The organism is Agrobacterium sp. a22-2 (assembly GCF_012276985.1).
In the GTDB taxonomy this organism is placed as follows: domain Bacteria; phylum Pseudomonadota; class Alphaproteobacteria; order Rhizobiales; family Rhizobiaceae; genus Allorhizobium.
On sequence record NZ_JAAXMM010000003.1, the window covers coordinates 187,838 to 213,939 of the forward strand.

The window sequence follows — 26,102 nt, forward strand, 5'->3', positions numbered from 1 at the left end:
GAAGGCCCCTTGCCGGCGTCTGTTCGCGATTTTTAGCCTGTGTTACTGCAGAAGGCTCCATCTGCATCATTTATCCTCGCGCAAACAAGGAAGACGCCGATGACGATCCTGAGCAATGGCAGCGAGCTTGTCGTCTGGGAAGACGTCGACAACCAGAGCCCCGACGCAATTCTCTTCACGATAACCGACGTGGATGGCGACATCCTTGGCCCGATTGGCGCGCAGCCGGATTACTTTTTTGGCTCCGTTGATCTGGCATCCGTCGATGTCTTTGACGGCTTCTTCACCGTCACCACCTTCACCAACGACGGCCGCACGGAGGTCTTCACCACGGTGGAGACCCGGGTCTTCGACAATGAAGGTAATTATATTCGCATGCTGTCCGACCGGGCTGCCTATCTGTCGACCGAAATCGTCTCGGTTACGGCCGAAAGCCCCGACGACATCACCGTCACCTGGATCGGCGCGAACGAATATTTCGGCGGGGAAAACACGCAATACGGCGAGCACGGCCTTATCGTGGAGGATGGCGTTCTTCAGCCCGACACGTTCATAAACCACGCGCCCACCATCGCCGACCTCAGCCTTTCGCTGACGCCGGGACAGTCTCTGGACGATATCCGGTTCAGCGCGGCGGATGCGGATTTCGATCTCTTGACCTTCGTCATCGCGGATGGCCCCGACCACGGCATCGTGGCGCAGGAAACCCGCTATGATGCGGGCTATTATCCGTTTCCCCAGGGCGAATATGCCGGCAGCCTGCATTACCATCAGGATTTTCTAAGCGGCAATTATTTCGACTATGTTCCCGAGGCAGGCTTTGTCGGCACCGACAGCTTTACGGTTTACGCCACCGACGGTCAGGGCAACAGCGACCTTGCGACCATCACCATCACGATCGCCCCGCCCGCCGAATCGATCATCCTCACGGATGCTGCGGAAACCATCAGCTACAAGGCTTATGATCACGCGGTTCTGGTCGATGCCAGGGGTGGACGAGACCGCATCACCGGCAGCCAGTTCAACGACACGCTCAATGGCGAGGCGGGCAACGATATCCTGCGCGGCGGCGACGGTGCGGACCTGATTGCCGGCGGCTTGGGCCGCGATCTGCTCAGCGGCAATGCCGGCGACGATGTCCTGATCGGCGGCGCTGGCCGGGACATCCTGTTGGGCGGCAGGGGGCATGACATTTTCGTCTTCGACACGGCTGCCGGTCAGGCCAATGCCGACAGGATCGTCGATTTCCGCGCTGGCGATGACCTGTTCCGCCTGGACAGTGGCGTCTTCTCAGGCCTGGGAGCCGGTCCGCTGGACGCCGAAGCCTTCGTGATCGGACGGGCTGCGCGCGATGCTGACGATCGTATCATCTACAACGAGCGCTCAGGATCGCTGCTGTTCGATCCGGACGGCGCCGATGGCGTCGCGGCGCTCAAATTCGCCAGCGTCAACTGCGGAACCTCGCTGTCCGCCGGTGATTTCATCCTGGCATGACGCGCAGGTGCGTGACGGGAGTACTCGGCGCCGGCCTCGCAGACGGGCGCCGAGTGCTTGACGATGGAGACAGCGTCAGGTCCCGGAGATCGGCGTCCAGATATCATCACCGCCGGTTTTTTCAAACTGCGGGATATGGGCAAGGCTGTGGATGAGCGCCTGGTCTTCGCCCAGCGTTTCGCGCCAGTCATGGGCCTCCGTCAGGATCACGCCGATACCGACCACTTCTGCGCCGGCCTTGCGGACGAGGTCCAGCGAGCCCTTGAGGCTGGAACCGGAGGCGACCACATCGTCGACTACCACGACGCGCTTGCCTTCAAGCAGCGGACCCGCGGCGCGGTCGAGCAGCAGGCGCTGTTCGCCCTTGGAGGTGATCGAGGAGATACGCTGCTCGAGCGCATTGGCCAGATGAAGCTTCGGGGATTTCTGCAGGATGACGTAATCGTCCAGCCCCAGGGCCCGCGTCACCTCGATGGCAACCGGGATGCCAAGGGTGGCCGTGCCGACGATGATGTCGGGCTTCAGGGGTTCGAGTTTTCTGGCAAGTTCCCGCCCGATATGCTCACCGAACCGGACGCCGAGATCGATCACCATCATCAGCGAGATGGCGAAATCCGGCTTGATCGCCATGATCGGCAGATCGACAGGCCGACCTGCAACGTCGACCGTCCAGATCTGTCCGGTGCGTGGATCCAAAATCTCATCGGGCATCAGTTTTATCCTTCATGTTCATTCGGGGCTCGACCATCAGGCCGACATTGCGCCATGTGGTCCGCTTGTGGCTCAGATCGAACCCGTAGATGGCAAGGGAAAGCGAAATGGCATGGGCCATTCTGATCGCCTGGACGAGAAGCGGAATGCCGCGCGCCAGGGCAAAGCGGATTTTCGTCGGCAGGCTGACATTGTCGATCTCCATGCCGCGCGAGCGCTGGGCATCGGCAATACGCTCGAAATCGTCCCGCAGCATCGGAATGACGCCGAAGGTCAGCGAGAGCACCAGCGTTGCAATCGGCGGCAGCCTCGCCGCGCTGGCAGCCGCCAGGATCGAGCCCGGCGTGCTGGTTTCCATGACGAAATAGAAGGCCGAGGTTGTCGCCACCAGGCGCACCGCCATGCCGGCGGCAATCGGCAGGGCCTCGCGCATCGCCAGCCCCTGCAGCCAGAGGTTCACCAGCCAACTGACGATGACCATGCCTGCCAGCAGGGCAGCACCTTTCATGTAGCCGCGCAGTCCCGGAACCCCGACGGCCCACAGAAAGACAAGACAGAGCACCGCAAGGGGAACGCCGAAGCGCCAGCCGGGCACCAGCCAGGCCACAAGCATCATGGCAAAGGCGAGCCCGAGCTTGAGGAAAAAATTGATCTCGTGCAGTCTGTTCATGCCATGTCCTCGACCCGGGTCGAACTGTAGGGCGCCTGCCAGCCGAGCTGGCGGAAGGCCGGGCTTTGCCACGCCTCTTCCAGCTTTCCGTCAAAGCCGACGGCGCCGTCGTCGAGGATCATCAGTCTCGTCGTCAGATCATCCATGAGTTCCAGATCGTGGGAGATGAGCATGACGGCGCGCTGCGATTCAATCATTGTGGATATGAAAAGCTCCAGCATCCGCCGCCCCTTTATGTCCCGAGCCAGAAGGGGCTCGTCGACGATCGCCACCAGGGCGCCTGCCGCGTCGGCGCAGGCAAGGCCCAGCAGCGCCTGCTGGCGGGCCGACAGGGCGAACGGACTGGTCTCAGCAAGGCTCGACAGGTCGTAGCGCTCGAGGGTGGACGCGGCGCGCGTCAGGATCGCCTGGTCCGTCGAGGTTCCACTCGACGCGGTGATGGCGAAGACCACCTCTTCTCCCACGGTCATGTTGAACAGGATATGCCGCATGTTCTGCGGCACATAGGCGATATTGCGGGCGCGGGCCGCAACCGTCCAGTCGTTGGCGCGCTCGCCGTCGATCACAAGCGAGCCGGACGTGATCCGGGCCAGACCGAGCAGCGACTTGAACAGGGTCGTCTTGCCGGCGCCGTTGCGGCCGATCAGCCCCAGCACTTCGCCGGCCCGGACTTCGAATTCGACGTCCTTCAGCACCGGTCGGCCCTCTGAGCGGGCGAGGTGTGTGGTGAGTTTCGAAACGGCCAGAAGCGGGCGGCCGGTAACGGCCGACGGCCGGGGTGGGCGGGGCCTGAGCGGTGGCAGGATCCCCGCGTGCCGCCAGGCGCTGTCCTGCGGCAGAATATCCCCAGGCGTAGCGGCAGCAGACAGTTGCCGGTCGCGCAGCAGGGCGATGGAATCGATCACGGAGAGAAGCGCCAGCGGATCCTGTTCCGACAGCAGCAGCGCCGACACGGACTGGGTCGCCTTTTTCAAAAGGCCGGACAGCCGGGCGCGGGCAGCTGGGTCGAGGCCTGTCGTCGGCTCGTCCATCACCAGGATCGACGGGCCGGCGGCGATGGCGGCTGCGACCGCCACCATGCGCCGTTCACCGCCCGACAAGGTCAGAACCCGGCGTCCGCACAGCGCCTCCAGCTCGAATTCCCGGATCAGTTGGTAGATCCGGTCGCGGATGATCTGCCTGTCGATCCCGCGGTTTTCCATCGGAAAGGCAATGACGTCTTCGACGCAGACATCCCACAGCTGGTCTTCCAGATGTTGCGAGACGAAGCCGATCGTCCGGAACAGCTCGTTGCGGCTGAAGGTGGAGATGTTGCGTCCCATAAGCTCGACAGAACCGCCAAAGGACGGGACAGCGATCAGGCGCGGGATGAGGCCGGCGGCAGCGGCAAGAAAGGTCGTCTTGCCGCTGCCGGCCTCGCCGCAGATCAAAAGGCGCTGCCCCTCGTCGAGCCTGCAATCGGTCTCGGCGATGACCGGATCGGGACCGCCGAAACCAAGACTGAGATTGGTAATCTTGAGCACAGGATTTTGCCCGGATCGTTTCAGAAGCGCTTGAAGCCTGCGGGATGGGCGCTCTTCAGGATCTTGAGGGCCGGGATGACGAGAAGCGGCGTGCCGATCACCATGGGCACGATGTCGGAGAGACCGAGATAGCCGAAGGCCCACCAGAACGGGAAAATGCCGAGATAGGCAAGGCTTGCCGAGACGGCCGCAACCATGACCAGGCCGACGATCAGGCAAACCACGGCAATCTTCACCAGCGCCGCACGGTCGAGCTTCATCTTGGCCGGATCGAACAGCAGTCCGGGGATCAGGCCTGTCAGCCCGACCATGATGCCGTCGACGATCAGGGAATGGGCGGGAATGAACGTGCCGGCGAGAAGCGACCAGATGATCGTGCCGAGATAGCCGCAGATCAAGCCGCTGCGCCAGCCCAGCAGAATGCCGAGCAGTGGCGGGAGAAAGGCAAAGATCCGCCATTGGATCACGCCGGGCACGAGTTGGATCGGGTTGGCATAGGCCCAAAGCACGCCGGTCGCGGCGGCTCCGACGATGGAAAGCACGATCGGAAAGAGGCTGTTGCCTTCACTCTGCGAAATGGTTGTCGGTTGCATTTTATTGTTCCCCTTATTTGCGTTCACACATGGTTGCGACGGCCGGCGCGGCGACGCCGGCTTCATCTGAAGGTTCGAGACGTGCAGGGCCCCGAACAGCCTCCCCAGAATTGTTATTGGAAGGAGACGCGCCAGATGGTCGGCCCCCTTCCTGTTGGGTCACCTCAGCCCGCCGACCGCTTGCGATCGTTCGAAAAGGCAGGGTTGCCGAAGATGCCGGGGTCCAGTGCCGCGTCCTTTTCGGTCGAGGCATCCGGTATCGCCACCCCGTCGACGATATCGAATTGAGGAATGTGACCAAGGCTCGTGACCAGGGCTGCATCCTGGCCCAGCGCCTGGCGCCAGGTGTGGCCTTCGGTCAGAATGGCGCCCGCCCCGAGCACGTGCGCGCCGGCGCGGCGAACGAGCCTGATGGCCGCCGCCATGCTGGATCCGGTGGCGATGACGTCGTCGACGATCAGCACGCGTTTTCCCTGCAGCAGGGCGATGGCCCGGCGGTCCAGAAGGAGCCTCTGCGGAACGGCCGATGTGATGGAGCGGACCTCCTCGACCATGGCGTCGGCCAGATGGAACTTGGGCGATTTCTGCAGGATCACGTAGTGATCGAGACCGAGGCGACGCGACACTTCGATTGCAGCCGGAATGCCGAGTGTCGCGCTGCCGACGACGATGTCGGGCTTGAGCTCGGCAAACAGCGCGGTCATCGCGTCGCCGACGATATCGCCGAAGCGCACCCCCATATCGATGACCATCAACAGGGCAATGGCCCGCCGCTCGTTCAACGGAATGATCGGAAGGCTGATGGTCTCACCGGCGATTTCGGTTCGGTAGGTTTCCGGTGTCAATGGATGCATGTCGGCCGGCATTCCTGTGAACTGTTCGATTTCAGAGCGTAATGCTGTCTATAGACATCCGCCGGACAGCATTTTACAAACATCAAAATTCGTCCGTTGCGTTTCCTTTTTTTCAACACTCGCCGGCAGGGCTGCCATGAGCAGACTCCTCTTTTCGCGTTTTGCCCATTACCTCGACGGAATAGCCCGGCTGGGTTCCATCCGCAGAGCGGCGGAAGAGCTCAACGTCTCTGCGTCGGCCATCGACAAGCAGCTGATCCGTGCCGAAGAGGAACTGGGCGTCGCGCTGTTCGAGCGACTGCCGCGTGGCGTACGGCTGACATCGGCCGGGGAGATCCTCATTCACGGCGTCCGGCGGTGGCAGAAGGACCTGTCCCGGATCAAGTTCGAGATTGAGGAGTTGAAGGGCCTTCGCCGCGGCGAAGTGAAGATTGCCGTGTCGCAGGAGACGGTTTCGCACTTTCTTCCCGCTGCCATGGCAAGGTTCATGCGCGAGCATCCCCGGATTCGCAATCATGTCACCGTCGTCGATTCCGACCGGGTGCGCCAATTGGTGCTGGACGGAGTTGCGGATTTCGGGCTGACATTCAGCCCACAGCCGCTGCCGGGCGTCACGGTGACGCGCTCGGCCCGCTTTCACTTGCGCGCGGTTCTGCCGGACGGCTTCGCGCCGGCTCCCAGGGAAAGCATCTCCCTTGAGGAGGTCTTTCAGCACCCGACGATCATCCCCGACGCCAGCACCCATCTGCGCGATGCGGTGGATATCGCCGCAGCCAAGATCAGGACGCGGCTGCAGATCGTGCTGGCCACCAACAGCCTGGAACTGATGCGCTCCATGGTCCGCGAAGGCTGCGGCCTCGGCCTGATCGCCATGCCGGAAGGTGCACCGACGAGGCGGGATGACGGGCTTGCCTATGTACCGCTCAGCGATCGCGGCGTGCCGCCTTTGACGCTGTCGCTGATCGTCGATCCGCAACGCAGCCTGTCGATGACATCAGTGCTGACGAGACGGTATTTCGAGGCGCATTTCGACGACCTGGAACAGCGGGCTGAGGGGTAACCGGTCCGGATATAACATGAATATTTAACTCATGTTATATTGACATTGATTTCCCGGCTCTCTAGCGTCGCGCCCGGACACAGGGGCAGGCTATGACGACAGCTCTCAATTTTCGCCGGTGATGCATGCAAGGGATCGCGTTCGCTACCTCGCCGGCCAAAACCACCATCGCATCAGGACCTCTCGTCGATCTCGACGGGCTGATCGGTGATGGCCCTTTTCCCTACTGCCGCGAAAAGCTGCTGTGCACCACCCCGGCGAGCGGTCTGGTGATTGCCTGTCGCGACCTTGCCGACCCCGCGGTCTTCGAGAGCGTTATTGCCCGATACGGGCGCAAGTTTCCCGGCAGCGACCGGCGCGCCGTGGTGTCGATGTGGAGCCTGTTTTATTTCAGCATCCTGACGATCGCGCCGAGCGTGCATCTGTTCGTCAACCGTCGCGCTGTGCCGCTCGGCCTTGATGGCGCGTCACTCGTCTGCAACGAGCACACCGCCGAGCCGCAGGCGTTTGTCTTTTCAGGCGACGTGGAGTTCAGTGCGGCGCCCGAGCAGGACCTTCACCGGCTGATGCTCGACCACGTCGAGCCGCTGATCGCTGCCATGGCGGGAAATGCCGGGGTCGCGCCAAAGCTGCTTTGGAACAATGTCGCGGCCTACCTCTCCTGGATCTTGAAGGAAATCGCCTACCGGCACGAGACCGCACCGGTTGGTGGTGGCCTTGCCCTGCTCAATGAGCAGACATGGCCTGACGGACGAAAGAATCCGATGCACGGCATGATGCGCGTCGCGCGACAGCAATGCGGCCTGGAATTCGCCCAGCGGAAAGTCTGCTGCCTGCGTTATAACCTGACCGGCGTCGGCGGTTGTGGCGAAGCCTGCCCGTTGCCGGACGGACGCCGCTGAGAGCGCAAGGCCGATCGTACCGTCGCGTGGCGTCGGCACATCATTCAAAGGATTCGGTGTCGCTTACAGCGTCTGGGCGGCGCTGATCGAGCTGACGAAGCGTCGGGTCCGGTCTCTTTCGGGCGACTGGAAGATCGCCTCGGCGCTGCCGGTTTCCACCACCTGGCCGGCATCCAGGAAGACGACATGGTTGGCAATGCGCGAGGCAAGCCGCAGGTCGTGGGTGGCCATCACCATGGTCGTGCCTTCGGCCGCAAGCTGGCCCAGCACGTCGACCACCTCGGCGGACAATTCCGGGTCCAGCGCCGAGGTCGGCTCGTCGCAGAGCAGCACTTTCGGCGAGGGGGCAAGGGCGCGGGCAATCGCCACCCGCTGCTGCTGGCCGCCGGACAGGTTGGCGGGCCAGGCATCGGCCTTGTGGGCCATGCCGACCTTGGTCAGCAGCTCCATGGCCCGGTCACGAGCCTTGTCGCGCGACCATTTCTGCACCACCAGCAGGCCCTCCATGACGTTCTCGATCGAGGTCCGGTGCGGGAAGAGCTGGAAGTTCTGGAAGACCATGCCGGTCTGGCAGCGGATCTTCTGGATCGACGGCCAGGCCACCTTGCGGCCGGGCGAAAATTCGACCCGGTCGTCGCCGATCTGGACAATGCCCGCTGTCGGCAGTTCCAGCAGGTTGATGGTGCGCAGCAGCGTGCTCTTGCCGCCGCCGGACGGGCCGACCAGTGCGGTGACGCTGCCTTGCGCGAAGGAGAGCGAGATGTCGTCGAGGATCAAGGCCTCGCCGAAGCGCTTTTCGATATGGGAGAGCTCGATCATCGATTGGCCTCCAGCATGCCGCCATAGCGGGCGAAGCGCACCTCGAGGCGTCCCTGCAGTGTCGACAGGACGGAACTCATGGCGAGATAGATCAGCGCCGCCTCGATATAGAGGATCAGCGGTTCATAGGTGGTGGCAACGATGCGCTGCGCTGACTGGAACAGCTCCGGCACGGTGATTGCTGCGGCAAGCGAGGTGTCCTTGACCAGCGAGATGAAGGTGTTGGAGAGCGGCGGCACGGCGACGCGTCCAGCCTGCGGCAGGATGGTGCGGGTCATGGCCTGGCGCCACGACATGCCGGTCGAATAGGCGGCTTCCCACTGTCCCTTGGGCACGGACGAGATCGCGGCGCGGATGATCTCGGAGGTATAGGCGCCGACATTGAGCGTGAAGCCGATCAGTGCCGCCGGGAATGCGTCGAGCAGCACACCGATGCTGGGCAGGCCGTAGAAGATCACAAAGAGCTGCACGAGCAATGGCGTGCCGCGGATCACCCAGACATAAAAACGCGCCGCCAGCTCCAGCGGCCTTGGCCCGAACAGGCGTGCCACGGCGGTCCCGAGCCCAAGCGTCAGCCCGAGCACGAAGGACAGCAGCGTCAGCGGAATGGTGAACTTGACCGCGGCCCAGAGCAGCAGGGGCAGGGAATCGATCATCAGTTGAAGCCAATGCGGCATGGGGCACCCCGAAAAAGCGACGTCCGGCGCGAACGCCGGACGGATGTGGATGTGTGGGATGATGGCCTATTTTCCGAAAGCGGAACAGGCCGACGTGGTATTACTTGGAAACATCCTGGCCGAAATACTTGGTCGAAATCGCCAGGTAGGTGCCATCTGCCTTGATCTCGGCCAAAGCCTTGTTGATCGCGGCAACCAGATCCGCATCGCCCTTGCGCAGGATGATGCCGGAGGCATCGGCCTCGGCCTTCTCGGCGACGATCTTCACCGGAGCGTCGGCCTTCTGCTTCTTGAAGTCGAGAAAGGACAGGCTGTCGTTGATGGTCGCATCGGCGCGGCCGGTCAGCACCAGCTGGATCGACTGGTCGAAGCCGTCGGTGCCCACCAGTTCGGCGCCGGCTGCCTCGGCCAGCTTGCCGAAATTGCTGGTCAACGACTGGGCCGATGTCTTGCCCTTCAGGTCTTCGAAACCCTTGATCTCGGCATTGTCCTCCCGCACGATCAGTACGGCCTTGGAGACGATGTAGGGATCGGAGAAATCGTATTTCTGCTTGCGCGCCTCGGTAATGCCGACCTGGTTGATCACGGCGTCGTAGCGCTTGGCGTCGATGCCGGCGATCAGCCCGTCCCACTTGCCTTCCACGAACTCGGCCTTGACGCCGAGTTTGGAAGCGACAGCCTCGCCGATCTCGACGTCGAAGCCGACCAGCTTGTTGGAGGCGTCATGGAAGGTGAAGGGTGCATAGGTTCCCTCGGTGCCGATCTTGATGACGCCGGCCGCTTTGATCTGGTCGAGGTTTTCGCCGGCAAATGCGGGCGCATAGATGAAAGCCTGCAGCGCTGCTACAGTCGCGAGGGTTTTGAACCAGCTCATTGGCTTGCCTTTCAAGTGGAAGTTTCAGGTCAATTGAATGTCAGATTGCGGCGCCGAAGGCAGGGGACAATACTGCGAATAAAAGCGGCAAATGAGAATATTTTACTCATTGCAGTCGTTGGGTGGCCCTCATCCCGCGCGTTCCATGTTCGAGCCGGAACGAGGACTATTCCGATGAAGGCTTGCGGTTGGTGAACCGGGCATTGCCGAGGCCGGTGCCGATCGTCATGACGCCCCAGCGCGACACGTCGCGCATCAGCGGCAATTGCGACAGGCCTTGGACCACCGCATCATTGTGCATCATGACAAAGGTCTCGTGACCGCCGATGGTGGGAATCGCCTTGGCGACGGCGGACGGAAGGTTGAAATGATCGCTCTCCCAATTGCCGCCGGGCAGGTTGTGGGCGCCGCGCTCGATGGCACCGTCCGGATTGATGATGCCGGGACAGGCAATGCCGATCAGTGGCGCAAGTTTGAGTTTGCCGGCCTTGGACAGCAGTTCCTCCAGCATGGCGACAAGCCGTGCGATGGCCGCACTCCGGCTCGGCTGATCGTCGGCATGCCGCCAGATATCAGACGCTGTGACTCTGGCGTCGCCGATCAGGTTTTTCTGCCGTTCGAACTCGACGATGCCGGCGCGGATGTTGGTGCCGCCGATATCGACTGCCAGAATGGCATTGTGGCCTTTCAGCATCCAGGACGGCATCAGATGTACAGAGCCGATCAGGCCTGCGTCATCGGGGTGATGGGCAATCGGCGCCAGTGTCACGTCGGTGCCGGCGGCGCGAAGGATCATCATCGTGCGGGCGATCGCCAGTTCCCCAGCCCGGCTGTCTCGAAAACCGCCGCCAACGACGATGCGTTCAGTCTTCGCCCAGGGTTTGAAGGAGAGGAATTTCGTGACGACGTCGGCGAAATCGCGTGAAAAATCCTCCACCGCGCTGATGGCAAGGCCCATCGAAACCACGTCCTTGGGGTCGAATATGGCATCCATCTTCTTCTTGGAGATGGGCTCGGCAAGGTTCTTGCCGAGAGGGTCTTCGCAATAGCCGCGCAGGACCTCGCGCCAGTCGTGAAGCTTTGCCTGGAAGGATTGTTTGTTGATCTTGTCGCCGACGAAGGCGCCGCGCTCGCGAGTCTCGTTATTGTAGTCGTCGACAAGCACCGATGGCAGTTCGAGCGCTCCGTGAATGAGCGGCATGTGTCCCTGCGATTTCTGCGCAGCCGGTGTTTGTGCCATCAAGAAGCCCCGTGAAGAATAAAGTCGCCCTGACAACGCCGCTGGCAGACAGATGTTCCCGTCGCCCAGGTCTTGTCGGCGCGGCACCGCGGACTAGTTGCATAGGAGTGGCAGAGCGCAGGAGATGATTATGCAGGACGACGACGTGACGGTTCAGACGCTTGAAACCTTGATCAATGCGCCCGACGAATGGGCCCTGTTTCTCGATATCGATGGGACCTTGCTCAATCTTGCTCCGACCCCGGACTCCATCCAGGTGCCCGAGGCGCTTCCCGGCCAGCTCAACCGGCTCTACGGGAAACTCGGCGGAGCCATGGCGCTCGTCACCGGTCGGTCTCTTGCCTTTGCCGACCTGTTGTTCAAGCCTTTTTCGTTCCCGCTCGCGGGGTTGCACGGCGCGGAATTTCGCGACGCATCCGGTGTATCCACGGCCACCGAAACAGAGGCGTTTCAGGCGTTGAAGCATCAACTTGTGCGCGAGGCTGAGGGCTATCCCGGCGTCCTGATCGAGGACAAGGGCGGGGCGGTCGCTGCCCATTACCGGCTGGCGCCCGACTACGAGACGATCCTGGCGGAAAGGATGCGGCATTACGCCGAGATTGCCGGGCCGGGCTGGGCGTTGCAACTGGGCAAGATGGTGTTCGAGCTTCGACCGGCGCGAGCAAGCAAGGGCGATGCGCTGGAGCGCTTCTTGCAGACCGAGCCGTTCAGGAGCAGGCGGCCGATTGCCATGGGCGACGACCTGACGGATGAATCCATGTTCGCTATCGCCAATGCCCGCGGCGGTCTCTCGGTGCGTGTCGGCGCGCTGGATGCATCAAGCTGCGCCGGACATCGGCTGTCCTCTGCTGCGCTCGTCAGAAACATGGTTGCCACCTGGGCGGCCTAACCCGTCGATCTTTCCAACGAGCCTGCCGACTGGTCGCGATCGGCCGGTCATCGTGCCGTGATCTGCGCATTGCGTGGCGATGCGTTGGATTGAGGACCAAGAGAGCCGCGGGCGAATAGGCTCGGCGGGCAGCCCACCCGGCGGCTGAAGGCGGTGCTGAAGGCGCTGGCCGAGCGATATCCGATCTTCTCGGCAATGTCTTCCAGCGATCCCCGACCGTGGCGCAGCGCGTCCTTTGCGATCGCCATCCGCCAGCGCAACAGATATTCGACCGGCGCCAGCCCGACGGCTTCGGTAAACCGGGCGGCAAAGGCCGAGCGTGACATGCCCGCGTTCTGCGCCAGTTCCGCGATCGTCCAGTCTCTGCAGACATTGGCATGGATTTCGGCCAGCGCTTTTGCCAGTTGCGGGTCCGTCAGTCCGCGCAGCAGGCCAGGATGAGGCAAGGCTGCGGCTTCGCGCCTCAGCGTTTCGATCAGAAGAACCTCGATCAGGCGGGACAAGATGAGGTCGCTGCCGGGTCCGGGATGATTGGTCTCATCGCGAATGAGCGAAAGCAGCGTGCCCAGCCGTTTGCCGATGCCCTCCGCGGCGGAAACATGAATCAGCCGGGGCATCATCTCCGACAGCAGATCCGCATTCGTCGGATCACAAAGGATGACGCCGCCGAGGATGCGGGTGGCATCGCCCTGGCTGTCGTCGCCGATGCGGACCTCGCCATCGACCAGATGCCTCGCCTTGAATTCGTCGTCGGACAGAACGGTCTTTTGACCGGGCCGACTTCGGAACGAGTCTGCCTCCGGTCTGGCCGAAAGGACAAAATCGCCGGCTCGAACCGGGATCGGCTCGCTGCCGCCCGCATCAAACCAGCATTGCCCGGCTGTCACGAAATACAGCATTGGCCCGGCCTGGACCGGCACCTGGACACCCCAGTCGCCATAAGCCGCCATGCTGCCCATCAGGACCGTTCGAGGGCGCAAGAGTTGAACGACGTCGGTCAAGGCATCCATTTCGTACGATCCGTAACGTTGGTGGGCAGCTTCTTTCGGTAATTCTTTCAGGATATCCCATCACGTCTGGACGAACAATAACGAAATATGGACTTTGCGTTATTTATAATCTCCGAGGCCGCGATATCCTCATGAGGCTTAATCATGGAGATACCAATGGCAAAAACAGTTCTGATTACCGGCACCTCGTCCGGTTATGGCAAGGCAATCGCTGAGCTTTTCGTTAAGAGAGGATGGAATGTCGTCGCGACGATGCGGGCTCCCAAACCCGATATCTTGTCCGGTCCGCTTGAGCGGCTGAAAATCATTGCGCTCGATGTCACCAGACCCGATACGATCCGTCAGGCGATTGCCGCCGCCATCGAAGCGTTCGGATCGATCGATGTCTGGATCAACAATGCCGGCATCGGCATGGCATCCGCCGTGGAAATCACGCCGGACAGCGCGATACGCGAGGTGTTCGAAACCAATACGTTCGGCATATTCAACGCATGCCGGGAGATCATCCCGCAAATGCGCAAGCAGGGTCATGGGGTGATCGTCAACGTGACGTCGAGCGTCACGATCGGCGTCATGCCGCTGGTGGCCATTTATGCCGCAAGCAAATTCGCCGTCGAAGGATATTCGGAATCGCTCTCCTATGAACTGGAGCAGTTCGGCATCAAGGTCCGGCTTGTCGAGCCCGGCTACGCACCGACGACCAATTTCACGGCGAACGGCGGTCCGCGCATGCAGGGCCTGATCCCGCAGGATTATGCATCATTTGCCCAGGCCGCTTTTGCCCGCATGGCAAACTATCCGACGGCCTTCTGCACCGAGGCGGAGGTGGCCGACGCCGCCTTCGCGGCCGCCACCGACACGGGCCGGCGCTTACGCTTTCCAGCCGGCGCCGACACGAAAATGCTCGCGCAGCTGCGCTGGTCGACATCCGAGGACATCTATCTTGACCGCATGCGTGAGATGTTTGTGCCCGAGACCTTCTAAGGCATGTCGCCTGAAAGTGGGTACCGGTTTCGCGACAAAAAAGAGATGAAGCGCAAGGTGCAAGAGGGATGACGCATAGGCCTGCTTCCGCCGCGACCAACCCCAAGGCGGTCTGGATTTCCCGTACTTCCTGTACCTCGGCCGGGCGACTCTAGCCTGTCTTCCTGTTGGCCGCTCTGTCCACCCAGGCCATCGTCGGGGTCACGGCGATGCCGTGGATGGTGATCGAGATCAGCACCACGAGGAACAGGGTCGCCCAGACAGTCTCGCTGTCGCTGAAATCCGCCCGGCCTGTGGCAAAGGCGAGATAATAGAACGATCCCAAGCCTCTGATCCCAAAAAAGGCGATGATGGCCTTGTGGGGTCGGGACTGCGGTCCGCCCCAGAGGCTGATCCAGCCGGCCACGGGGCGCAATATGAATACGATGGCAAGCGCTGCTCCGACAATGGGCCAGGTCAATGCGCTGACAAAGCCTCCATTGGCAAGGACGGCACCAAAGCCGACCATCAGAGCCATCTTCAGCAGACGCTCGATCTGCTCGGCAAAGGAATGCAGGTTCTCATGGTATTCGTGGTTGCGCTCGGCCGACCGCAAGGTCAGGGCCGCGACAAATACGGCGATGAACCCATATCCATGCGCCATTTCCGTGACGCCGTAGCACAGGCAGGTGATTCCCAGGGCGACAAAGCCATCCCTCGTTTGAGCAAGTTGCGCCGTCTCCGGCAAGCGGAACGTGATCCCGCCCAGGATGCGACCCAAGATCCAGCCGATGGCCACGCCCGAACCGATTTTCCAGACGATGTCGATCAGGAACCAGTGCGACAGGATGTCGACCGTTCCTGTTCCAGAGGCTGCCAATGCGATGGCCAGATATACGAATGGAAAGCTCATGCCATCGTTGAGGCCGGCTTCGGAGGTCAGGGCAAATCGAACCTCGTCCTCCTCTCCTGATCCGGGCGGGCCGACCTGGACGTCGCTGGCGAGCACGGGATCGGTCGGCGCAAGAACCGCTCCCAGCAAGAGGGCCGTTGCTGCACTCAGGTTGAGGAAGCCCCATCCCAGGATCGCGACGGCGAGGATAGTCAGCGGCATGGCGATGCCCAGGAGCCGCCACGTGACCATCCAGCTGCGAAAGCCGAGCGGGCGATCCAGCTTCAGCCCCGCCCCCATCAGCGCGACGATGACAATGAATTCGGTGAGCCGTTCGGTGACATACCTGTTTTCGAGCGGATTGAAGACCGCAATATCAACGATCGGGAACCATGCGAACATCACGCCGAGCAGGATGCAGACGATTGGCAGCGACAAAGGCAGCCTGCTCAGAACCAGGGGAAGCCACGCGGTCAGAAGAACGACGATACCGGCAACAGAGATCAGTACGATGTATGGATCCATGAGCCACATTTGCACTAGAGAGCCTTCAAGGCAAACCTTTCGGGCGGCGATCTCCGGAGCTTCTGTACAACGGTTGTGTGAAGCCTTGTTCCAAGAGCCGGTGCCGTTATCCCATTGTGACGGGCCTCGGTCAGTCTGACAGGCCGTCCTCGCGGTGCCGGCGCGTCACGCGGCGGCGATGGCCTCGATTTCCAGAAGCCAGGCGGGATCGTATACATCCGTCACGATGGTCGACAGGGCCGGCGCCCGCTCGCCCATGATCTCCCAGCGTACCTTGGCATTGAGGTCGCGGTCTTCGTAGCGCTTCAGGAAAACCGTGACCTTGACGAGGTTGTCTAGGCTCATACCGGCGGCCACCAGCTGCGCCTCGAGATTGCCCCAGGCAAGTCGCGCCTGGTCCTCGAAATTGCCGGGCACATCGCCGTCTTTGGTTGCCGGGATCTGGCCACTGATAAACAGCAGGCGCTGGTGACCGCTGATCTCCATCGCCTGGGAGTAGCGCCGCGCCGCGGTCTGAGGCGCATTTTCGGCGTTGATAGCTGTCAGCTTCAGCCCTGCCGTCATGGTCTGCTCCCCGTATCTGTTGTCTGGTCCCGGCCGCCGGCGCGGACAAAACAGGCGGCCATGCGCCCTTCGCCGGTGGCCACCAGCGGCGGCGGTGCCTGCCGGCAGAGATCCTGCACCAGGGGGCAGCGGGTTGAAAAGGCGCAACCCCTTGGCGGGTTCGCCGGGCTCGGCAGGTCGCCCGTCAGCACGATGCGCTGCCGCTTGCGCTGGGCGATCGGATCAGGCAGCGGTACCGCCGACATCAGCGCCTCGGTATAGGGATGTACCGGACTGGCGAAGATCGCATCCGTCGGCCCGGTTTCCACCAGCCGGCCCAGATACATGACAGCCACCCGATCGGCAAAATGACGCACGACGGACAAGTCATGGCTGATGAACAGGTAGGACAGGCCGAATTGCCGCTGCAGTTCCAGCAACAGATTGAGGATCTGCGAGCGGATCGACACGTCGAGCGCCGAGACCGGCTCGTCGAGGATCAGCAGCTTGGGCTTCAAGGCGAGTGCCCGGGCGATGACGATACGCTGGCGCTGGCCGCCGGAAAAGGCATTCGGCTGGCGGCCGGCATGCTGCGGATGCAGCCCCACCAGCGCCAGCAGTTCGGCAACGCGCTCGGCGCGCGATTTCGCATCGCCGACGCCGTGGATCGCCAGGGGCTCGGCGATACTGTCACCCACCGTCATCTTCGGATTGAGTGCCGCCACCGGGTCCTGGAACACGGTCTGGATATCACGCGACAGGCGGATGCGGGTTTCCCGCTCGCCATGGAACACCGCACGACCCTCGAAGGCGATGGTGCCGCTGGTCGGCTTCTGCATGCCAAGAATGGCGGCACCCAGCGTGGACTTGCCGCAGCCGGATTCACCCACCAGCGCCACGCTTTCGCCCATGCCGATGTCGAGATCGATGCCGTCGACCGCCTTCACATATTGCACGTTGCGTCCGAGAAAATCGCCGCGAACCGGGAAGTGCACCTTCAGGTCGCGAACCGTCAGCAGGGGCGCGTTCATGCCAGTTCCTCCACCCTGTCGCGATGCCAGCATGCGGCGCTGCCCAGATCAGCTCGCGGTGCAAGATCGGGCTGACGCGCCCGGCAAATATGGGAGACCAGCGGACAGCGCGGATTGAACCGGCAACCAACGGGCCAGTCGCCGATATCCGGCACCGTGCCCTCGATAACAGGCAGAATGGTCTTCGGCCGCCCATCGAGGCGCGGAATGGTGGACAGTAGCAGCCTTGTATAGGGGTGTTCCTGGCGGGCGAAAATCGCCTCGACCGGCGCCTGCTCGATGATCCGGCCGGAATACATCACTGCCACCCGGTCGGCCATGTCGGCCACTACGCCCATGTCGTGGGTGATCAGGAGGATCGCGGTTCCGGTTTCCTCGCGTAGCCGCTTCATCAGTTCGAGAATCTGTGCCTGGATCGTGACGTCGAGTGCCGTGGTCGGCTCGTCGGCGATCAGAAGCTTCGGCCGACAGATCAGCGCCATGGCGATCATGGCGCGCTGGCACATGCCGCCGGACAGCTCGAACGGGTGCTGGCGGTAGCGCATCTGCGGCTCGGGAATGCCGACCTCCTCCAGCATGGCGATGGCAGCGGATTTCGCCTTCTCGGCCGAGACGCCGCGATGCACGATCAGCGTTTCCTCGATCTGCCGGCCGATCGGCATCAGCGGATTGAGCGAGGCCACCGGCTCCTGGAAGATCATCGCCAGTTCCTCGCCGCGCAGCCGGCGACGCTGCTCCTCGGTAATGGCCCTCAGATCGGTGTCGCCCAGCATGACGCGGCCGCCCTCGACCTTCGCCACCCTGGGCAGCAGGCCCATGATGGCAAAGGCCGTCATCGACTTGCCGCAGCCGGATTCGCCGACGACCGACAGGATTTCGCCCTCGTCCACATGGAGCGACACGCCGTCCACCACCGTCTGGCCACGGATCGCCACCGTCAGGTCGGAAACCGCAAGCACCGGTTTGGTCATTCGACCTCCCGGCCGACGGCGGCCCAGGGGTGGTTCGGATGGGCCATGCCGACAAAGGCCTCGCCATCGCGCATCACGGCGGAGGGAATGGCGAAATTGACCGGATAGAGCGTGTCGTCGACGATCTCGACCGGAAATTCCGTGGAAAGCAGGGTGGTGACATCGGGTCGGGCGCGGCGATCCACATGGATCGTCACGCCGCTGGCATCGATGCGCGGGCTGGTAAAGGCCTCCTCCAGCGACAGGCCGTAGCCGGCGATATAGGAAAGGAGCTGCACCAGCGACGGCATGATCTGCCGCCCGCCGGCCGCCCCCAGCGCCAGAACCGGCCTTCCGTCGCGCGAGGCGATGATCGGGCACATGTTGGCGAGCGGCCGCACATCAGGCGCAATCGAATTTGGCTGGCCCGGACGCGGATCGAACCACATCACGCCATTGTTCATCAGGAAGCTGGTCTGCGGCAGCACCACCTTGGAGCCGAAGCGCGACAGCAGCGTGTTGGTCAGCGAGACCATGGTGCCGGAGCCGTCCACCACGCTGACATGGGTGGTGCAGCTGCCCGGCCCGGCATGGCCGAGCGCGCGCAGCCGATGTTCCGAGGCCCGACGGATGGCGCGGGCGAAGGCAAGTGCTGCCTGTGCCGACAGCGGGCCATCGGTCGGCAGGGTCTTGTCCAGTTCCATCAGCGCCTCGACCATGGTCGGGCCGCCCGACAGACCGCCCATGGCGTGGACCTGAAGCCCGCGATAGGAAAGTTCCAGCGGATCGATCCAGCGCGGCATGTAGGTGGCGAGGTCCCGCGCATCGATGCGCGACCCGCCGGCCGCCAGGTCGGCCACCAGTTTCGCAGCGATCTCGCCCTCGTAGAAATCGCGGGCGCCGGCTTTGGCCAGCCGCTCCAGTGTCTCGGCCTTGGCCGGCATGGGCAGGAACTGCTCGACGCCGCGCTCCGGTGCCCTCGGCGCGCGGCCTTCCTTGAGGAAGATCGCGGCCGAGGCCGGGTAGCGAGCCAGGCCCGCCGCATCGATGGCCAGCGCCAGCACGGTGAACCAATCGACCACTAGCCCCTTGCGGGCGTGCTCGATGGCCGGCTGCAGGGCCTCTTCGAAAGAGATAGTGCCGTGGCGGGCAAGCGCCTCGGAGAGGCCGGCAATCGTGCCGGGCACGCAGATCGAGCCATAGCCGATCAAGTTGTTGTCGTCCTTCACAGAGGGCCAGTCGAACCAGTCGCCGTCGCGACCCTCCGCCAGGGGATAATCGGCCGGGTCGAGATTACGCGGCGACATGACGTTGAAGTCCAGCGCCTCGACCACGCCGGTCGCGCCATCGGCCCGCAGCATGAAGCCGCCGCCGCCGATGCCGGATAGCCAGGGCTCGACGACCGACAGCACCAGGGTGGTGACGACAGCCGCATCCACGGCATTGCCGCCGCGCGACAGCGCCGCTGCTCCCGCATCGGCCGCCAGCTTGTTCTGGCAGGCAACAAGCCCGTGGCGGCTGCGGACCTCGCCTTTCCTGACCGTCCAGCTCTCGTTCATGCGGATTTTCCGAAACGCCTGGGGCCGATGGCGGCGGGGATGGACGCCTCCACCGCGAAACGGTCCCTGTTGGCGGAGGCGACGAAATGCGTCGCGATCTCGTGGCCGGTCGCGACCCAGGCGGTCGACTCGGTGGCGATCTCCGACAGGAGGTCGTCCAGCAGGGCGATGCGCTGGGCGCGGCCTGAAATCCAGTCATGCACCGTCAGCGTGAAGAGGCCGCCGAAGCGATGGAGGGCGCGCCATTCCGCGATCCAGTCGGCCAGAACCATCCGGCCCGATTGCATCGGGAAACGGTCGCGCCCGCCGCCCTCGAACTTGAAGAAGATGGCGTCGTCGACGGCCCATTGCACCGGGATCTCCGGCACGCCGGCGATCTCGTAAGGGTGGTCGAAGCCCGACAGGGAGGAATCGTAGAGCAGGCCGAGCCGCTTGATTTCGCTGAGCATATGCGGCGTCAGTTCCCAGGCCGGCGAGCGGAAACCGGTCGGCCGGATGCCCGTCTGCCTGTCGAACAGTTCCAGGCTCGCCTCAAGGGCGCCGGTGAATTCCGCATCGGAGACTTCCGAGACGATCTCGTGGAAATAGCCGTGCAGGCCGATCTCGTGGCCGGCCTCGACGATCGCCGGCAGGATCTCCGGGTTCTGTTCCGCGACATAGCCGGGCACGTAGAAGCTGGCCTTGCGGTCATGGCGGGCAAACAGCTCGATCAGCCGGTAGAGCCCGGTTCGCGGGCCGAAATTGCGGATCTCCAGATGGGCAAGCCGGCTGGGCGCCTCGTCGCCGAGCGACCAGAGCAGCGGCGAGTCCGCATCGACATCGACGGACAGCAGCACGGCCGAGGTCTTGCCTTCAGGCCATTCATAGGCGCTCCAGGGCGATTTCGGCGCGGCGGGATCGGGCTTCGGCTGGGCCATGGTCATGCTCTCCAGTTCTGCCTCAAAGGGCGCTCTTCTTGGCCTGGAACACGGCCAACGAGCCGATGGAATTGCCGCCATCGACCGTCAGGGTCGCTCCGGTCACATAGGATGCGGCCGAGGATGCGAGGTAGAGTGCTGCCTGGGCGACATCCGCCATGCTGGAGGAGCGGCCGAGCGGGATGGTGGAAATGACCGTCTCGACATGTTCGTCGGGCAGGGCGCTCACCTCGCTGCCGGCGATGAAGCCGGGCTCCAGCGCGTTGACGCGGATGCCATATTCGGCAAGTTCGATGGCAAAACCTTTGGTCAGCCGGTCCAGCGCCGTCTTGGAGACGCAGTAGGGCACGACCGTGCGGCGCATCTTGCGGGCGGCGCCCGAGGAGATGTTGATGATCGAGCCGGCGACACCCCTGTCGATCATCTGCCGGGCGAACAGCTTGGACAGCAGGAAGGGTGCCCGCAGATTGACGCCCATGATCGTGTCGAAATCCTCGATGCCGATGTCGAGCAGGAAGCCTGAAGGGTAGATGCCGGCATTGTTGACCAGAACGTCGGGTGCGCCCCATGTGGCGGCGATTTCACTGGCAAAGCGCTCCATGTCGGCGGCGTCGGTCAGGTCGGCGACGATGGTCAGCGGGTTGCCGCCCAGTGTTTCGGCCGCAGCGATCAGCGCGTCGCTGCGGCGGTCGGTCAGGCAGAGCTCGGCGCCGGCCTCGGCAAAGCCCTTGGCGATCCAGCCGCCGATAATGCCGCAGGCGCCGGTGACGATGACGCGCTTGCCCTTGAATTCATCCGCGAAATTCATGTCTAGAACTACCTTGCTTTCGGATCGAGGCGGTCACGCACGTAATCGCCGATGAGGTTGATGGACAGGACCAGCAGGAACAGCGCCAGTCCGGGAAAGGTCGCGATCCACCAGGCGGTGGCGACATAGTTGCGGCCGGTAGACAGCATCGCCCCCCAGCTGGCCATGGGCGGCTGCACGCCGAGCCCGAGGAAGGAAAGGCCGGCCTCGAATAGCACCATCAGCCCGAATTCGAGCGTGGCGACGACGACCAGCGAGCCGGCTATGTTGGGCAGGATGTGGCGGCCGAGCAGGCGCGGCCAGCCGGCGCCCATGAAGCGGGCAAGCCGGACATAGGGCATGTTGGCCACCGACAGCGTCTGGCCATAGGCGACGCGGGCGTAGCGTGGCCAGCGGGTCAGCGCCAGCACGATGACGACATTGACGAGGCCGGGACCGAGCACGGCAACGGTGATGATGGCAAACAGGATGGCCGGCACCGACAGCACGATATCGACGAGCCGCATGATCAGCACCTCGATCCAGCCGCGATAGAAGGCGGCGACCATACCGAGCGCGCTGCCGACAATGCCGGACAGGATGACGGAGGAGAACGCCACCAGCAGCGACACCCTGGCGCCATGGATCAGCCTCGACAGCACATCGCGCCCAAGTTCGTCGGAACCCAGCAGATAGGTGATGCCGCGCGAAACCGTGCCCGGCGCCTTCAACCGCGCCAACAGGTTCTGCGTGTCGGGATCGACCGGCGCGACCAGCGGTGCGGCCAGCGCCAGCAGCACCATGGTGGCGACGATGGCGGCGAAGGGGATGACGTTCCAGGGGATGGTCCGTTTCGAAACGGCCCTGGGCTTGGCGGCGATCGGCTGGCTCATTGGCTGGCGCCTCCGACGCGGATTCGCGGATCGATCAGGCTGTAGAGCAGGTCGGCCGTCAGATTGAGACAGATGGCTGTCGTGGCGCCCATCAGCACGACGCCCTGGACCACAAGGAAATCCCGCGCGGTGATTGCCTGCATGGTGAGCTGGCCGAGGCCCGGCCAGGCGAAGACGGTCTCGACGATGACGGCGCCGGCCAGAAGGTTGGCGATTTCCAGAGCCGCGACCGTGACGACAGGAATGGAGGCGTTACGCAGGAGGTGGCGCGTGACGATGCGGGCCATAGGCAGGCCCTTGGCGTGGCCGGTGCGGATGTAGTCCTTTTCAAGCTCGTCCAGCACCGCAGTCCGTGCGACGCGGGCAAAGGTCGCCATGGACAAGAGGCCAAGCGCGATCGACGGCATGACGATGCTGGCTGCCTCCCGCGCCCCCGATGGCGGCGCCCAGCCGAGCCAGACGCCGAACACCATGATCATCAGGATGGCGCTCCAGAAGGTCGGCATGGACTGGCCGGCCAGAACCAGTCCGGTGAGCAGCTTGGCCACGGGCCTGCCGCGCCGGATGGCCAGCGTGATGCCGATCGGGATGCCGAAGCCGAAGGCCACGGTGAGCGCGCCGCCGGCCAGCATCAGCGTATAGGGCAGGCGGCTCCAGATCAGTTCGCCGACCGGAACGTTCTGCACATAGCTGCGGCCGAGATCGAAGCGCACGAGGTTCCAGATGAATTCCAGATATTGCACCAGCAGCGGCCGGTCGAAGCCGAGCGCCACGCGCAGCGCATCGATATCCGCCTGCGTCGCATTCTGCGGCACCAGCAGCAGCGTCGGATCGCCCGCCAGCCGCTGCAGGAAGAAGATCAGCGTCATCACGCCGAAGATGGCGATGATGGCCTGACATACCCGCTGAATGAAAAAGGATGACACGATGCGCGTTCCGTAATGAAGGGATTTCGAGGCGGCCCGGAAGCCGCCTTCAGTGGTTTAGCTGGCTGGCGGGGAGGGTGTTCCAGCCGTGGTAGACGATATTTGGCGATTTGCCTGTGGTTCACCCACCCCCTGCCTTCCTTCGATTACATCGAAGCACAGGCATCTCCATTGCAAAGGGAGGGCTAACGCATATGAAAAAGACCTCTCCCCAACCCCTCCCCACAAGGGGAGGGCTTAACCCAGCCGCAGCCTCTGTGGAAAAGGCGAGCGGTGTCCGCGAGTTTTCTCCCCCCTTGTGGGGGATATGGCCGGCAGGCCAGAGAGGGCCTTGATCTCACGCGCCATACCCCATCCGACAATGGGGAAAGGGCTCAACCTCGCACTCAAGTCCAGCATGACGGAAATTGCAGTTCGTCAGTCCTTCCAGGTCATCCGGTTAAGGAACATGCTTTCATTGGCGGTGGGCTGCCACACCAGCTTGTCGGAGCCGCCATAGAGCACGGCGGCTTCGTAAAGCGGCAGCATCGGCACGTCGGTCGCCACGAACTTGGCGACCTCGGTATAGGCCTTCATGCGTTCGCTGGCGTCCAGCGTGTTGCGGGCGGCTTCCAAGAGCTTGTCGATCTCGGCGCTGCGTACCGACGACCAGGAGCTAGAGGAATGCAGCAGCGAAAACAGCACACCGTCGACACCCTGGCAGGCGCAGGACCAGCGGCCGAAAGCCATGTGCGGCTGCTGGGCCGGCTCGCTCTGCACACGCTTCAGGTAGGCGGCCATGTCGGTCAGTTCGATTTCGACCTTGAAGCCGACATCGGTCAGCATCTGGGCCAGGGCCTGGACGATGCGCTGGTCGAAGACCGGCGATGTGGCGAAGGCAAGCGTTGCGTTGCCCGCGCCGGTCTCGGCGATCAGCGCCTTGGATTTTTCCGGATCGTAGGGAAGGTTTTCCAGGCCTTCGACGAAGCCGAAATAGCTGGCGCTGGCCATCTGGCTTGCCGGCTTGTCATAGCCGCCGAGCAGGCCTTCAACGATCAGCTGACGGTCGATGGCATGGGCCACGGCCTGGCGCACCTTGATATTGTCGAAGGGCGCGCGGGCCGGGTTGAGCTTGAGGTAGCCGATGCGCTCGGTCAGCGTGGTCAGCACCTGCGCGCCGGCGGAAACCTTGATCTGGGCCGCCTGGTCGGCATCGATGGTGACGACGAGATCGGCATTGGCCGATTGCAGGTCGGCGACGCGGGTGGCGGCATCCGGCACGGCGCGGAAGTCGGCGGTGGCGAACGGACCCTTGGTGCCCCAATAGGCGTCGTTGCGGGCCAGCGCCACGGCCGAGCCGCGCGTCCAGCTGACGAACTTATAGGGGCCGGAGCCCACGGGTGCGGCGTTGAAGGCATCGTCGCCGACCGTCTCGACCACGTGCTTGGGTACGACCGACAGCTTGACCAGTTGGGCCAACAGCACCGGATAGGGACCGTCGGTCTTCAGGGTGACTTCGGTCGGGCCGGTGGCCTCAGCCGACAGGATCTTGTTGAACTGGCCAAGTTGCGGGCTCTTGAAGGCCGGATTGATGATGCGGTTGACCGAGAAGGCGACATCTTCCGCCGTCAGCTTCGTACCGTCATGGAAGGTGACGTCATCGCGGATGGTGAAGACCACTTCCGTGTCGGACGTGTATTCCCACTTGGTTGCGAGTTCCGGCCCGATGGTGCCGGCATTGTCGCGGGTGACCAGATTGTCGAAGATGTTGCGATAGACGTAATAGCTGTCGGGGTTCCACTGCTTGTGCGGATCGAGCGAAGAGGGCTCGTTGACGAGGTCGACGACGAAGGCGTCCTTGGCGATCGCGGGCAGGGCCGTGAGGGAGGCGGCTCCAAGCCCGAGAGCCATGAGGAATGCTGCAGCACTTCGTCTTATGCGGGCCATGATCAGATCGTCCTTGTCCTGTCGAGATTGCGTGTCTTCTGCTTGGATTTACCGGGTTTTTGCGCCTGTGCGGGCCGCCGGGCCGTGGTGTCGCCGAGCGTCGCCTCGGATTCGAGGAAACGGGCGGCGAGATAGGCTTCAAGTTCGCCGATGGCACCCGATAGCAGCGATTCGGCTGCATCGAGATTGCCTTCCACAAGCCGTTCGGCCAGCAAGGGGCGGTTCGGTGCCTTCAGCCTTGCCGGGCTGCGAGTCTCGAAGAAGAACACCAGCCGGGCTGAGCGATCCCAGAGGTCGGCCAGCCAGCCGGTGAGCGTCGGCATGTTGAGCCGCGCGGCGAGCAGCGCCAGCAAGTCGCGTTCGGTGCGGCGCAGCGTCGCCAGCAGTTCGGAGGATTGTTCCGGTCGCGAGGCGATCGCGCCGTACATGTCGGCCAGTCGCAGCAGCTGCGCGCGGTCGCTTTCGCTGAGCGGCACGCGGGCCAGCAGCGGCTCCAATCGGCGCCGGGCAATCACCACTTCGCGGATCTCGGCGGCTGAAATCGGCGTCACCTGCCAGCCGCTGCGTGGCGAGGCGGAGACGAAGCCGCTCGCCTGGAGCCTGGCGAGCGCCGCCCGCACGGCACCCCGGCCGATGGCGAATTCGCTGCACAGCGCCGCCTCGGACAGCCGCTCGCCCGGTTTAAGAACACCATGCACGATGGCGCTGCGCAGCGCCCGTTCGGCGGTCATGCCCTTGCCGGCGGTCGGGGTGGGCGAGGAATAGGCGTCGTTATCGAGCATGTCTCATCTTCTGCGATCTCAGGTCCATGGTGTGGCATCCGCGTCCGGAATGCCTGCGATACGCCTTTCCTAGCCGGATTCGCCCCGAGCTT

Annotated in this window: 26 protein-coding genes; 5 read left to right on the plus strand and 21 right to left on the minus strand. The window is 63.3% G+C overall.

Annotated elements, in window-relative coordinates:
• Positions 1-99 precede the first annotated feature (99 nt).
• The gene (locus HFC70_RS06355; protein WP_168472377.1) at positions 100-1,494 is read left to right on the plus strand and encodes a calcium-binding protein; all 1,395 of its coding nucleotides are present in this window, start codon (positions 100-102) and stop codon (positions 1,492-1,494) included.
• Positions 1,495-1,569: 75 nt separating this feature from the next.
• Here the strand turns inward: HFC70_RS06355 and HFC70_RS06360 are convergent, their stop codons facing one another.
• The 5 genes from HFC70_RS06360 to HFC70_RS06380 form a co-directional block, all read right to left on the minus strand.
• The gene (locus tag HFC70_RS06360; protein WP_168472378.1) at positions 1,570-2,205 is read right to left on the minus strand and encodes a phosphoribosyltransferase family protein; all 636 of its coding nucleotides are present in this window, start codon (positions 2,203-2,205) and stop codon (positions 1,570-1,572) included.
• A complete protein-coding gene (locus HFC70_RS06365; RefSeq protein WP_168472379.1) occupies positions 2,195-2,875 on the minus strand; it encodes an energy-coupling factor transporter transmembrane protein EcfT in 681 nt (226 codons plus the stop codon). The genes HFC70_RS06360 and HFC70_RS06365 overlap by 11 nt, the downstream gene beginning before the upstream one ends.
• Positions 2,872-4,398 carry an ABC transporter ATP-binding protein gene (locus HFC70_RS06370; protein ID WP_168472380.1) on the minus strand — a complete coding sequence of 509 codons (1,527 nt, stop codon included), beginning with the start codon at positions 4,396-4,398 and terminating at the stop codon, positions 2,872-2,874. The genes HFC70_RS06365 and HFC70_RS06370 overlap by 4 nt, the downstream gene beginning before the upstream one ends.
• A 20-nt stretch (positions 4,399-4,418) precedes the next feature.
• A complete protein-coding gene (locus tag HFC70_RS06375; RefSeq protein ID WP_168472381.1) occupies positions 4,419-4,991 on the minus strand; it encodes an aminotriazole resistance protein in 573 nt (190 codons plus the stop codon).
• Between the two features lie 164 nt (positions 4,992-5,155).
• Positions 5,156-5,845 (minus strand): phosphoribosyltransferase family protein, encoded by a 690-nt coding sequence (locus HFC70_RS06380; protein ID WP_168472382.1) that lies wholly within the window; start codon positions 5,843-5,845, stop codon positions 5,156-5,158.
• Between the two features lie 136 nt (positions 5,846-5,981).
• On the opposite strand from HFC70_RS06380, the gene HFC70_RS06385 reads away from it, so the two are divergent.
• Positions 5,982-6,905: a LysR family transcriptional regulator gene (locus tag HFC70_RS06385; protein WP_168472383.1), complete on the plus strand. Its 924-nt coding sequence runs from the start codon at positions 5,982-5,984 to the stop codon at positions 6,903-6,905.
• A gap of 125 nt (positions 6,906-7,030) precedes the next feature.
• On the plus strand, positions 7,031-7,807 hold the full coding sequence (gene fhuF, locus HFC70_RS06390) for a siderophore-iron reductase FhuF (RefSeq protein ID WP_168472384.1): 777 nt from the start codon (positions 7,031-7,033) through the stop codon (positions 7,805-7,807).
• Between the two features lie 63 nt (positions 7,808-7,870).
• Here the strand turns inward: fhuF and HFC70_RS06395 are convergent, their stop codons facing one another.
• From HFC70_RS06395 to HFC70_RS06410, 4 genes are all read right to left on the minus strand, one after another.
• Positions 7,871-8,626 (minus strand): amino acid ABC transporter ATP-binding protein, encoded by a 756-nt coding sequence (locus HFC70_RS06395; RefSeq protein ID WP_168472385.1) that lies wholly within the window; start codon positions 8,624-8,626, stop codon positions 7,871-7,873.
• A complete protein-coding gene (locus tag HFC70_RS06400; protein ID WP_168472386.1) occupies positions 8,623-9,303 on the minus strand; it encodes an amino acid ABC transporter permease in 681 nt (226 codons plus the stop codon). The genes HFC70_RS06395 and HFC70_RS06400 overlap by 4 nt, the downstream gene beginning before the upstream one ends.
• A gap of 100 nt (positions 9,304-9,403) precedes the next feature.
• Positions 9,404-10,177, minus strand: coding sequence for an amino acid ABC transporter substrate-binding protein (locus HFC70_RS06405; RefSeq protein WP_168472387.1), 774 nt, complete (start codon positions 10,175-10,177; stop codon positions 9,404-9,406).
• 166 nt (positions 10,178-10,343) lie between these two features.
• Positions 10,344-11,417, minus strand: a complete 1,074-nt coding sequence (locus HFC70_RS06410) for an ROK family protein (RefSeq protein ID WP_168472388.1) — start codon at positions 11,415-11,417, stop codon at positions 10,344-10,346.
• A 130-nt stretch (positions 11,418-11,547) separates the two neighbouring features.
• Here HFC70_RS06410 and otsB point away from each other — a divergent pair, with 130 nt between their 5' ends.
• Entirely contained in the window at positions 11,548-12,306 is a 759-nt protein-coding gene (otsB, locus tag HFC70_RS06415) for a trehalose-phosphatase (protein WP_168472389.1), read from the plus strand.
• Between the two features lie 47 nt (positions 12,307-12,353).
• On the opposite strand, the gene HFC70_RS06420 is transcribed toward otsB, so the two are convergent.
• Positions 12,354-13,316, minus strand: a complete 963-nt coding sequence (locus tag HFC70_RS06420) for an AraC family transcriptional regulator (protein WP_168472390.1) — start codon at positions 13,314-13,316, stop codon at positions 12,354-12,356.
• A gap of 156 nt (positions 13,317-13,472) precedes the next feature.
• Between HFC70_RS06420 and HFC70_RS06425 the strand changes: the two genes are divergently transcribed.
• On the plus strand, positions 13,473-14,300 hold the full coding sequence (locus HFC70_RS06425; RefSeq protein ID WP_168472391.1) for an SDR family oxidoreductase: 828 nt from the start codon (positions 13,473-13,475) through the stop codon (positions 14,298-14,300).
• Between the two features lie 151 nt (positions 14,301-14,451).
• Here HFC70_RS06425 and HFC70_RS06430 read toward each other — a convergent pair whose 3' ends face one another.
• From HFC70_RS06430 to HFC70_RS06480, 11 genes are all read right to left on the minus strand, one after another.
• Positions 14,452-15,696: a sodium:proton antiporter gene (locus tag HFC70_RS06430; RefSeq protein ID WP_168472392.1), complete on the minus strand. Its 1,245-nt coding sequence runs from the start codon at positions 15,694-15,696 to the stop codon at positions 14,452-14,454.
• Positions 15,697-15,861: 165 nt separating this feature from the next.
• Positions 15,862-16,260 carry a RidA family protein gene (locus HFC70_RS06435; protein WP_246735667.1) on the minus strand — a complete coding sequence of 133 codons (399 nt, stop codon included), beginning with the start codon at positions 16,258-16,260 and terminating at the stop codon, positions 15,862-15,864.
• Positions 16,257-17,270, minus strand: a complete 1,014-nt coding sequence (locus HFC70_RS06440) for an ABC transporter ATP-binding protein (RefSeq protein WP_168472393.1) — start codon at positions 17,268-17,270, stop codon at positions 16,257-16,259. The genes HFC70_RS06435 and HFC70_RS06440 overlap by 4 nt, the downstream gene beginning before the upstream one ends.
• A complete protein-coding gene (locus HFC70_RS06445; protein ID WP_168472394.1) occupies positions 17,267-18,241 on the minus strand; it encodes an ABC transporter ATP-binding protein in 975 nt (324 codons plus the stop codon). Before HFC70_RS06445 ends, HFC70_RS06440 begins: the two co-directional genes overlap by 4 nt.
• Positions 18,238-19,779: a gamma-glutamyltransferase gene (locus HFC70_RS06450; RefSeq protein WP_168472395.1), complete on the minus strand. Its 1,542-nt coding sequence runs from the start codon at positions 19,777-19,779 to the stop codon at positions 18,238-18,240. Before HFC70_RS06450 ends, HFC70_RS06445 begins: the two co-directional genes overlap by 4 nt.
• On the minus strand, positions 19,776-20,696 hold the full coding sequence (locus HFC70_RS06455) for a polysaccharide deacetylase (RefSeq protein ID WP_168472396.1): 921 nt from the start codon (positions 20,694-20,696) through the stop codon (positions 19,776-19,778). Before HFC70_RS06455 ends, HFC70_RS06450 begins: the two co-directional genes overlap by 4 nt.
• Positions 20,697-20,718: 22 nt before the next feature.
• The gene (locus tag HFC70_RS06460; RefSeq protein ID WP_168472397.1) at positions 20,719-21,504 is read right to left on the minus strand and encodes an SDR family NAD(P)-dependent oxidoreductase; all 786 of its coding nucleotides are present in this window, start codon (positions 21,502-21,504) and stop codon (positions 20,719-20,721) included.
• 8 nt (positions 21,505-21,512) lie between these two features.
• The gene (locus HFC70_RS06465) at positions 21,513-22,376 is read right to left on the minus strand and encodes an ABC transporter permease (RefSeq protein WP_168472398.1); all 864 of its coding nucleotides are present in this window, start codon (positions 22,374-22,376) and stop codon (positions 21,513-21,515) included.
• On the minus strand, positions 22,373-23,302 hold the full coding sequence (locus HFC70_RS06470; RefSeq protein WP_168472399.1) for an ABC transporter permease: 930 nt from the start codon (positions 23,300-23,302) through the stop codon (positions 22,373-22,375). Before HFC70_RS06470 ends, HFC70_RS06465 begins: the two co-directional genes overlap by 4 nt.
• Positions 23,303-23,719: 417 nt before the next feature.
• Positions 23,720-25,228: an ABC transporter substrate-binding protein gene (locus HFC70_RS06475; RefSeq protein ID WP_168472400.1), complete on the minus strand. Its 1,509-nt coding sequence runs from the start codon at positions 25,226-25,228 to the stop codon at positions 23,720-23,722.
• Between the two features lie 2 nt (positions 25,229-25,230).
• A complete protein-coding gene (locus HFC70_RS06480; protein WP_168472401.1) occupies positions 25,231-26,010 on the minus strand; it encodes a GntR family transcriptional regulator in 780 nt (259 codons plus the stop codon).
• Between the last annotated feature and the right edge of the window lie 92 nt (positions 26,011-26,102).

Bases quoted from the DNA above. Each gene is read 5' to 3' on its own strand.
- otsB (WP_168472389.1), top strand. From the start codon at position 11,548: ATGCAGGACGACGACGTGACGGTTCAGACGCTTGAAACCTTGATCAAT.
- HFC70_RS06425 (WP_168472391.1), top strand. From the start codon at position 13,473: ATGGCAAAAACAGTTCTGATTACCGGCACCTCGTCCGGTTATGGCAAG.
- HFC70_RS06480 (WP_168472401.1), bottom strand. From the start codon at position 26,010: ATGCTCGATAACGACGCCTATTCCTCGCCCACCCCGACCGCCGGCAAG.
- HFC70_RS06440 (WP_168472393.1), bottom strand. From the start codon at position 17,270: ATGAACGCGCCCCTGCTGACGGTTCGCGACCTGAAGGTGCACTTCCCG.
- HFC70_RS06435 (WP_246735667.1), bottom strand. From the start codon at position 16,260: ATGACGGCAGGGCTGAAGCTGACAGCTATCAACGCCGAAAATGCGCCT.
- HFC70_RS06445 (WP_168472394.1), bottom strand. From the start codon at position 18,241: ATGACCAAACCGGTGCTTGCGGTTTCCGACCTGACGGTGGCGATCCGT.
- HFC70_RS06360 (WP_168472378.1), bottom strand. From the start codon at position 2,205: ATGCCCGATGAGATTTTGGATCCACGCACCGGACAGATCTGGACGGTC.
- HFC70_RS06400 (WP_168472386.1), bottom strand. From the start codon at position 9,303: ATGCCGCATTGGCTTCAACTGATGATCGATTCCCTGCCCCTGCTGCTC.
- HFC70_RS06430 (WP_168472392.1), bottom strand. From the start codon at position 15,696: ATGGATCCATACATCGTACTGATCTCTGTTGCCGGTATCGTCGTTCTT.
- HFC70_RS06395 (WP_168472385.1), bottom strand. From the start codon at position 8,626: ATGATCGAGCTCTCCCATATCGAAAAGCGCTTCGGCGAGGCCTTGATC.
- HFC70_RS06375 (WP_168472381.1), bottom strand. From the start codon at position 4,991: ATGCAACCGACAACCATTTCGCAGAGTGAAGGCAACAGCCTCTTTCCG.
- HFC70_RS06420 (WP_168472390.1), bottom strand. From the start codon at position 13,316: ATGGATGCCTTGACCGACGTCGTTCAACTCTTGCGCCCTCGAACGGTC.
- HFC70_RS06450 (WP_168472395.1), bottom strand. From the start codon at position 19,779: ATGAACGAGAGCTGGACGGTCAGGAAAGGCGAGGTCCGCAGCCGCCAC.
- HFC70_RS06380 (WP_168472382.1), bottom strand. From the start codon at position 5,845: ATGCATCCATTGACACCGGAAACCTACCGAACCGAAATCGCCGGTGAG.
- HFC70_RS06410 (WP_168472388.1), bottom strand. From the start codon at position 11,417: ATGGCACAAACACCGGCTGCGCAGAAATCGCAGGGACACATGCCGCTC.
- HFC70_RS06355 (WP_168472377.1), top strand. From the start codon at position 100: ATGACGATCCTGAGCAATGGCAGCGAGCTTGTCGTCTGGGAAGACGTC.
- fhuF (WP_168472384.1), top strand. From the start codon at position 7,031: ATGCAAGGGATCGCGTTCGCTACCTCGCCGGCCAAAACCACCATCGCA.
- HFC70_RS06405 (WP_168472387.1), bottom strand. From the start codon at position 10,177: ATGAGCTGGTTCAAAACCCTCGCGACTGTAGCAGCGCTGCAGGCTTTC.
- HFC70_RS06455 (WP_168472396.1), bottom strand. From the start codon at position 20,696: ATGGCCCAGCCGAAGCCCGATCCCGCCGCGCCGAAATCGCCCTGGAGC.
- HFC70_RS06465 (WP_168472398.1), bottom strand. From the start codon at position 22,376: ATGAGCCAGCCGATCGCCGCCAAGCCCAGGGCCGTTTCGAAACGGACC.
- HFC70_RS06365 (WP_168472379.1), bottom strand. From the start codon at position 2,875: ATGAACAGACTGCACGAGATCAATTTTTTCCTCAAGCTCGGGCTCGCC.
- HFC70_RS06475 (WP_168472400.1), bottom strand. From the start codon at position 25,228: ATGGCCCGCATAAGACGAAGTGCTGCAGCATTCCTCATGGCTCTCGGG.
- HFC70_RS06460 (WP_168472397.1), bottom strand. From the start codon at position 21,504: ATGAATTTCGCGGATGAATTCAAGGGCAAGCGCGTCATCGTCACCGGC.
- HFC70_RS06385 (WP_168472383.1), top strand. From the start codon at position 5,982: ATGAGCAGACTCCTCTTTTCGCGTTTTGCCCATTACCTCGACGGAATA.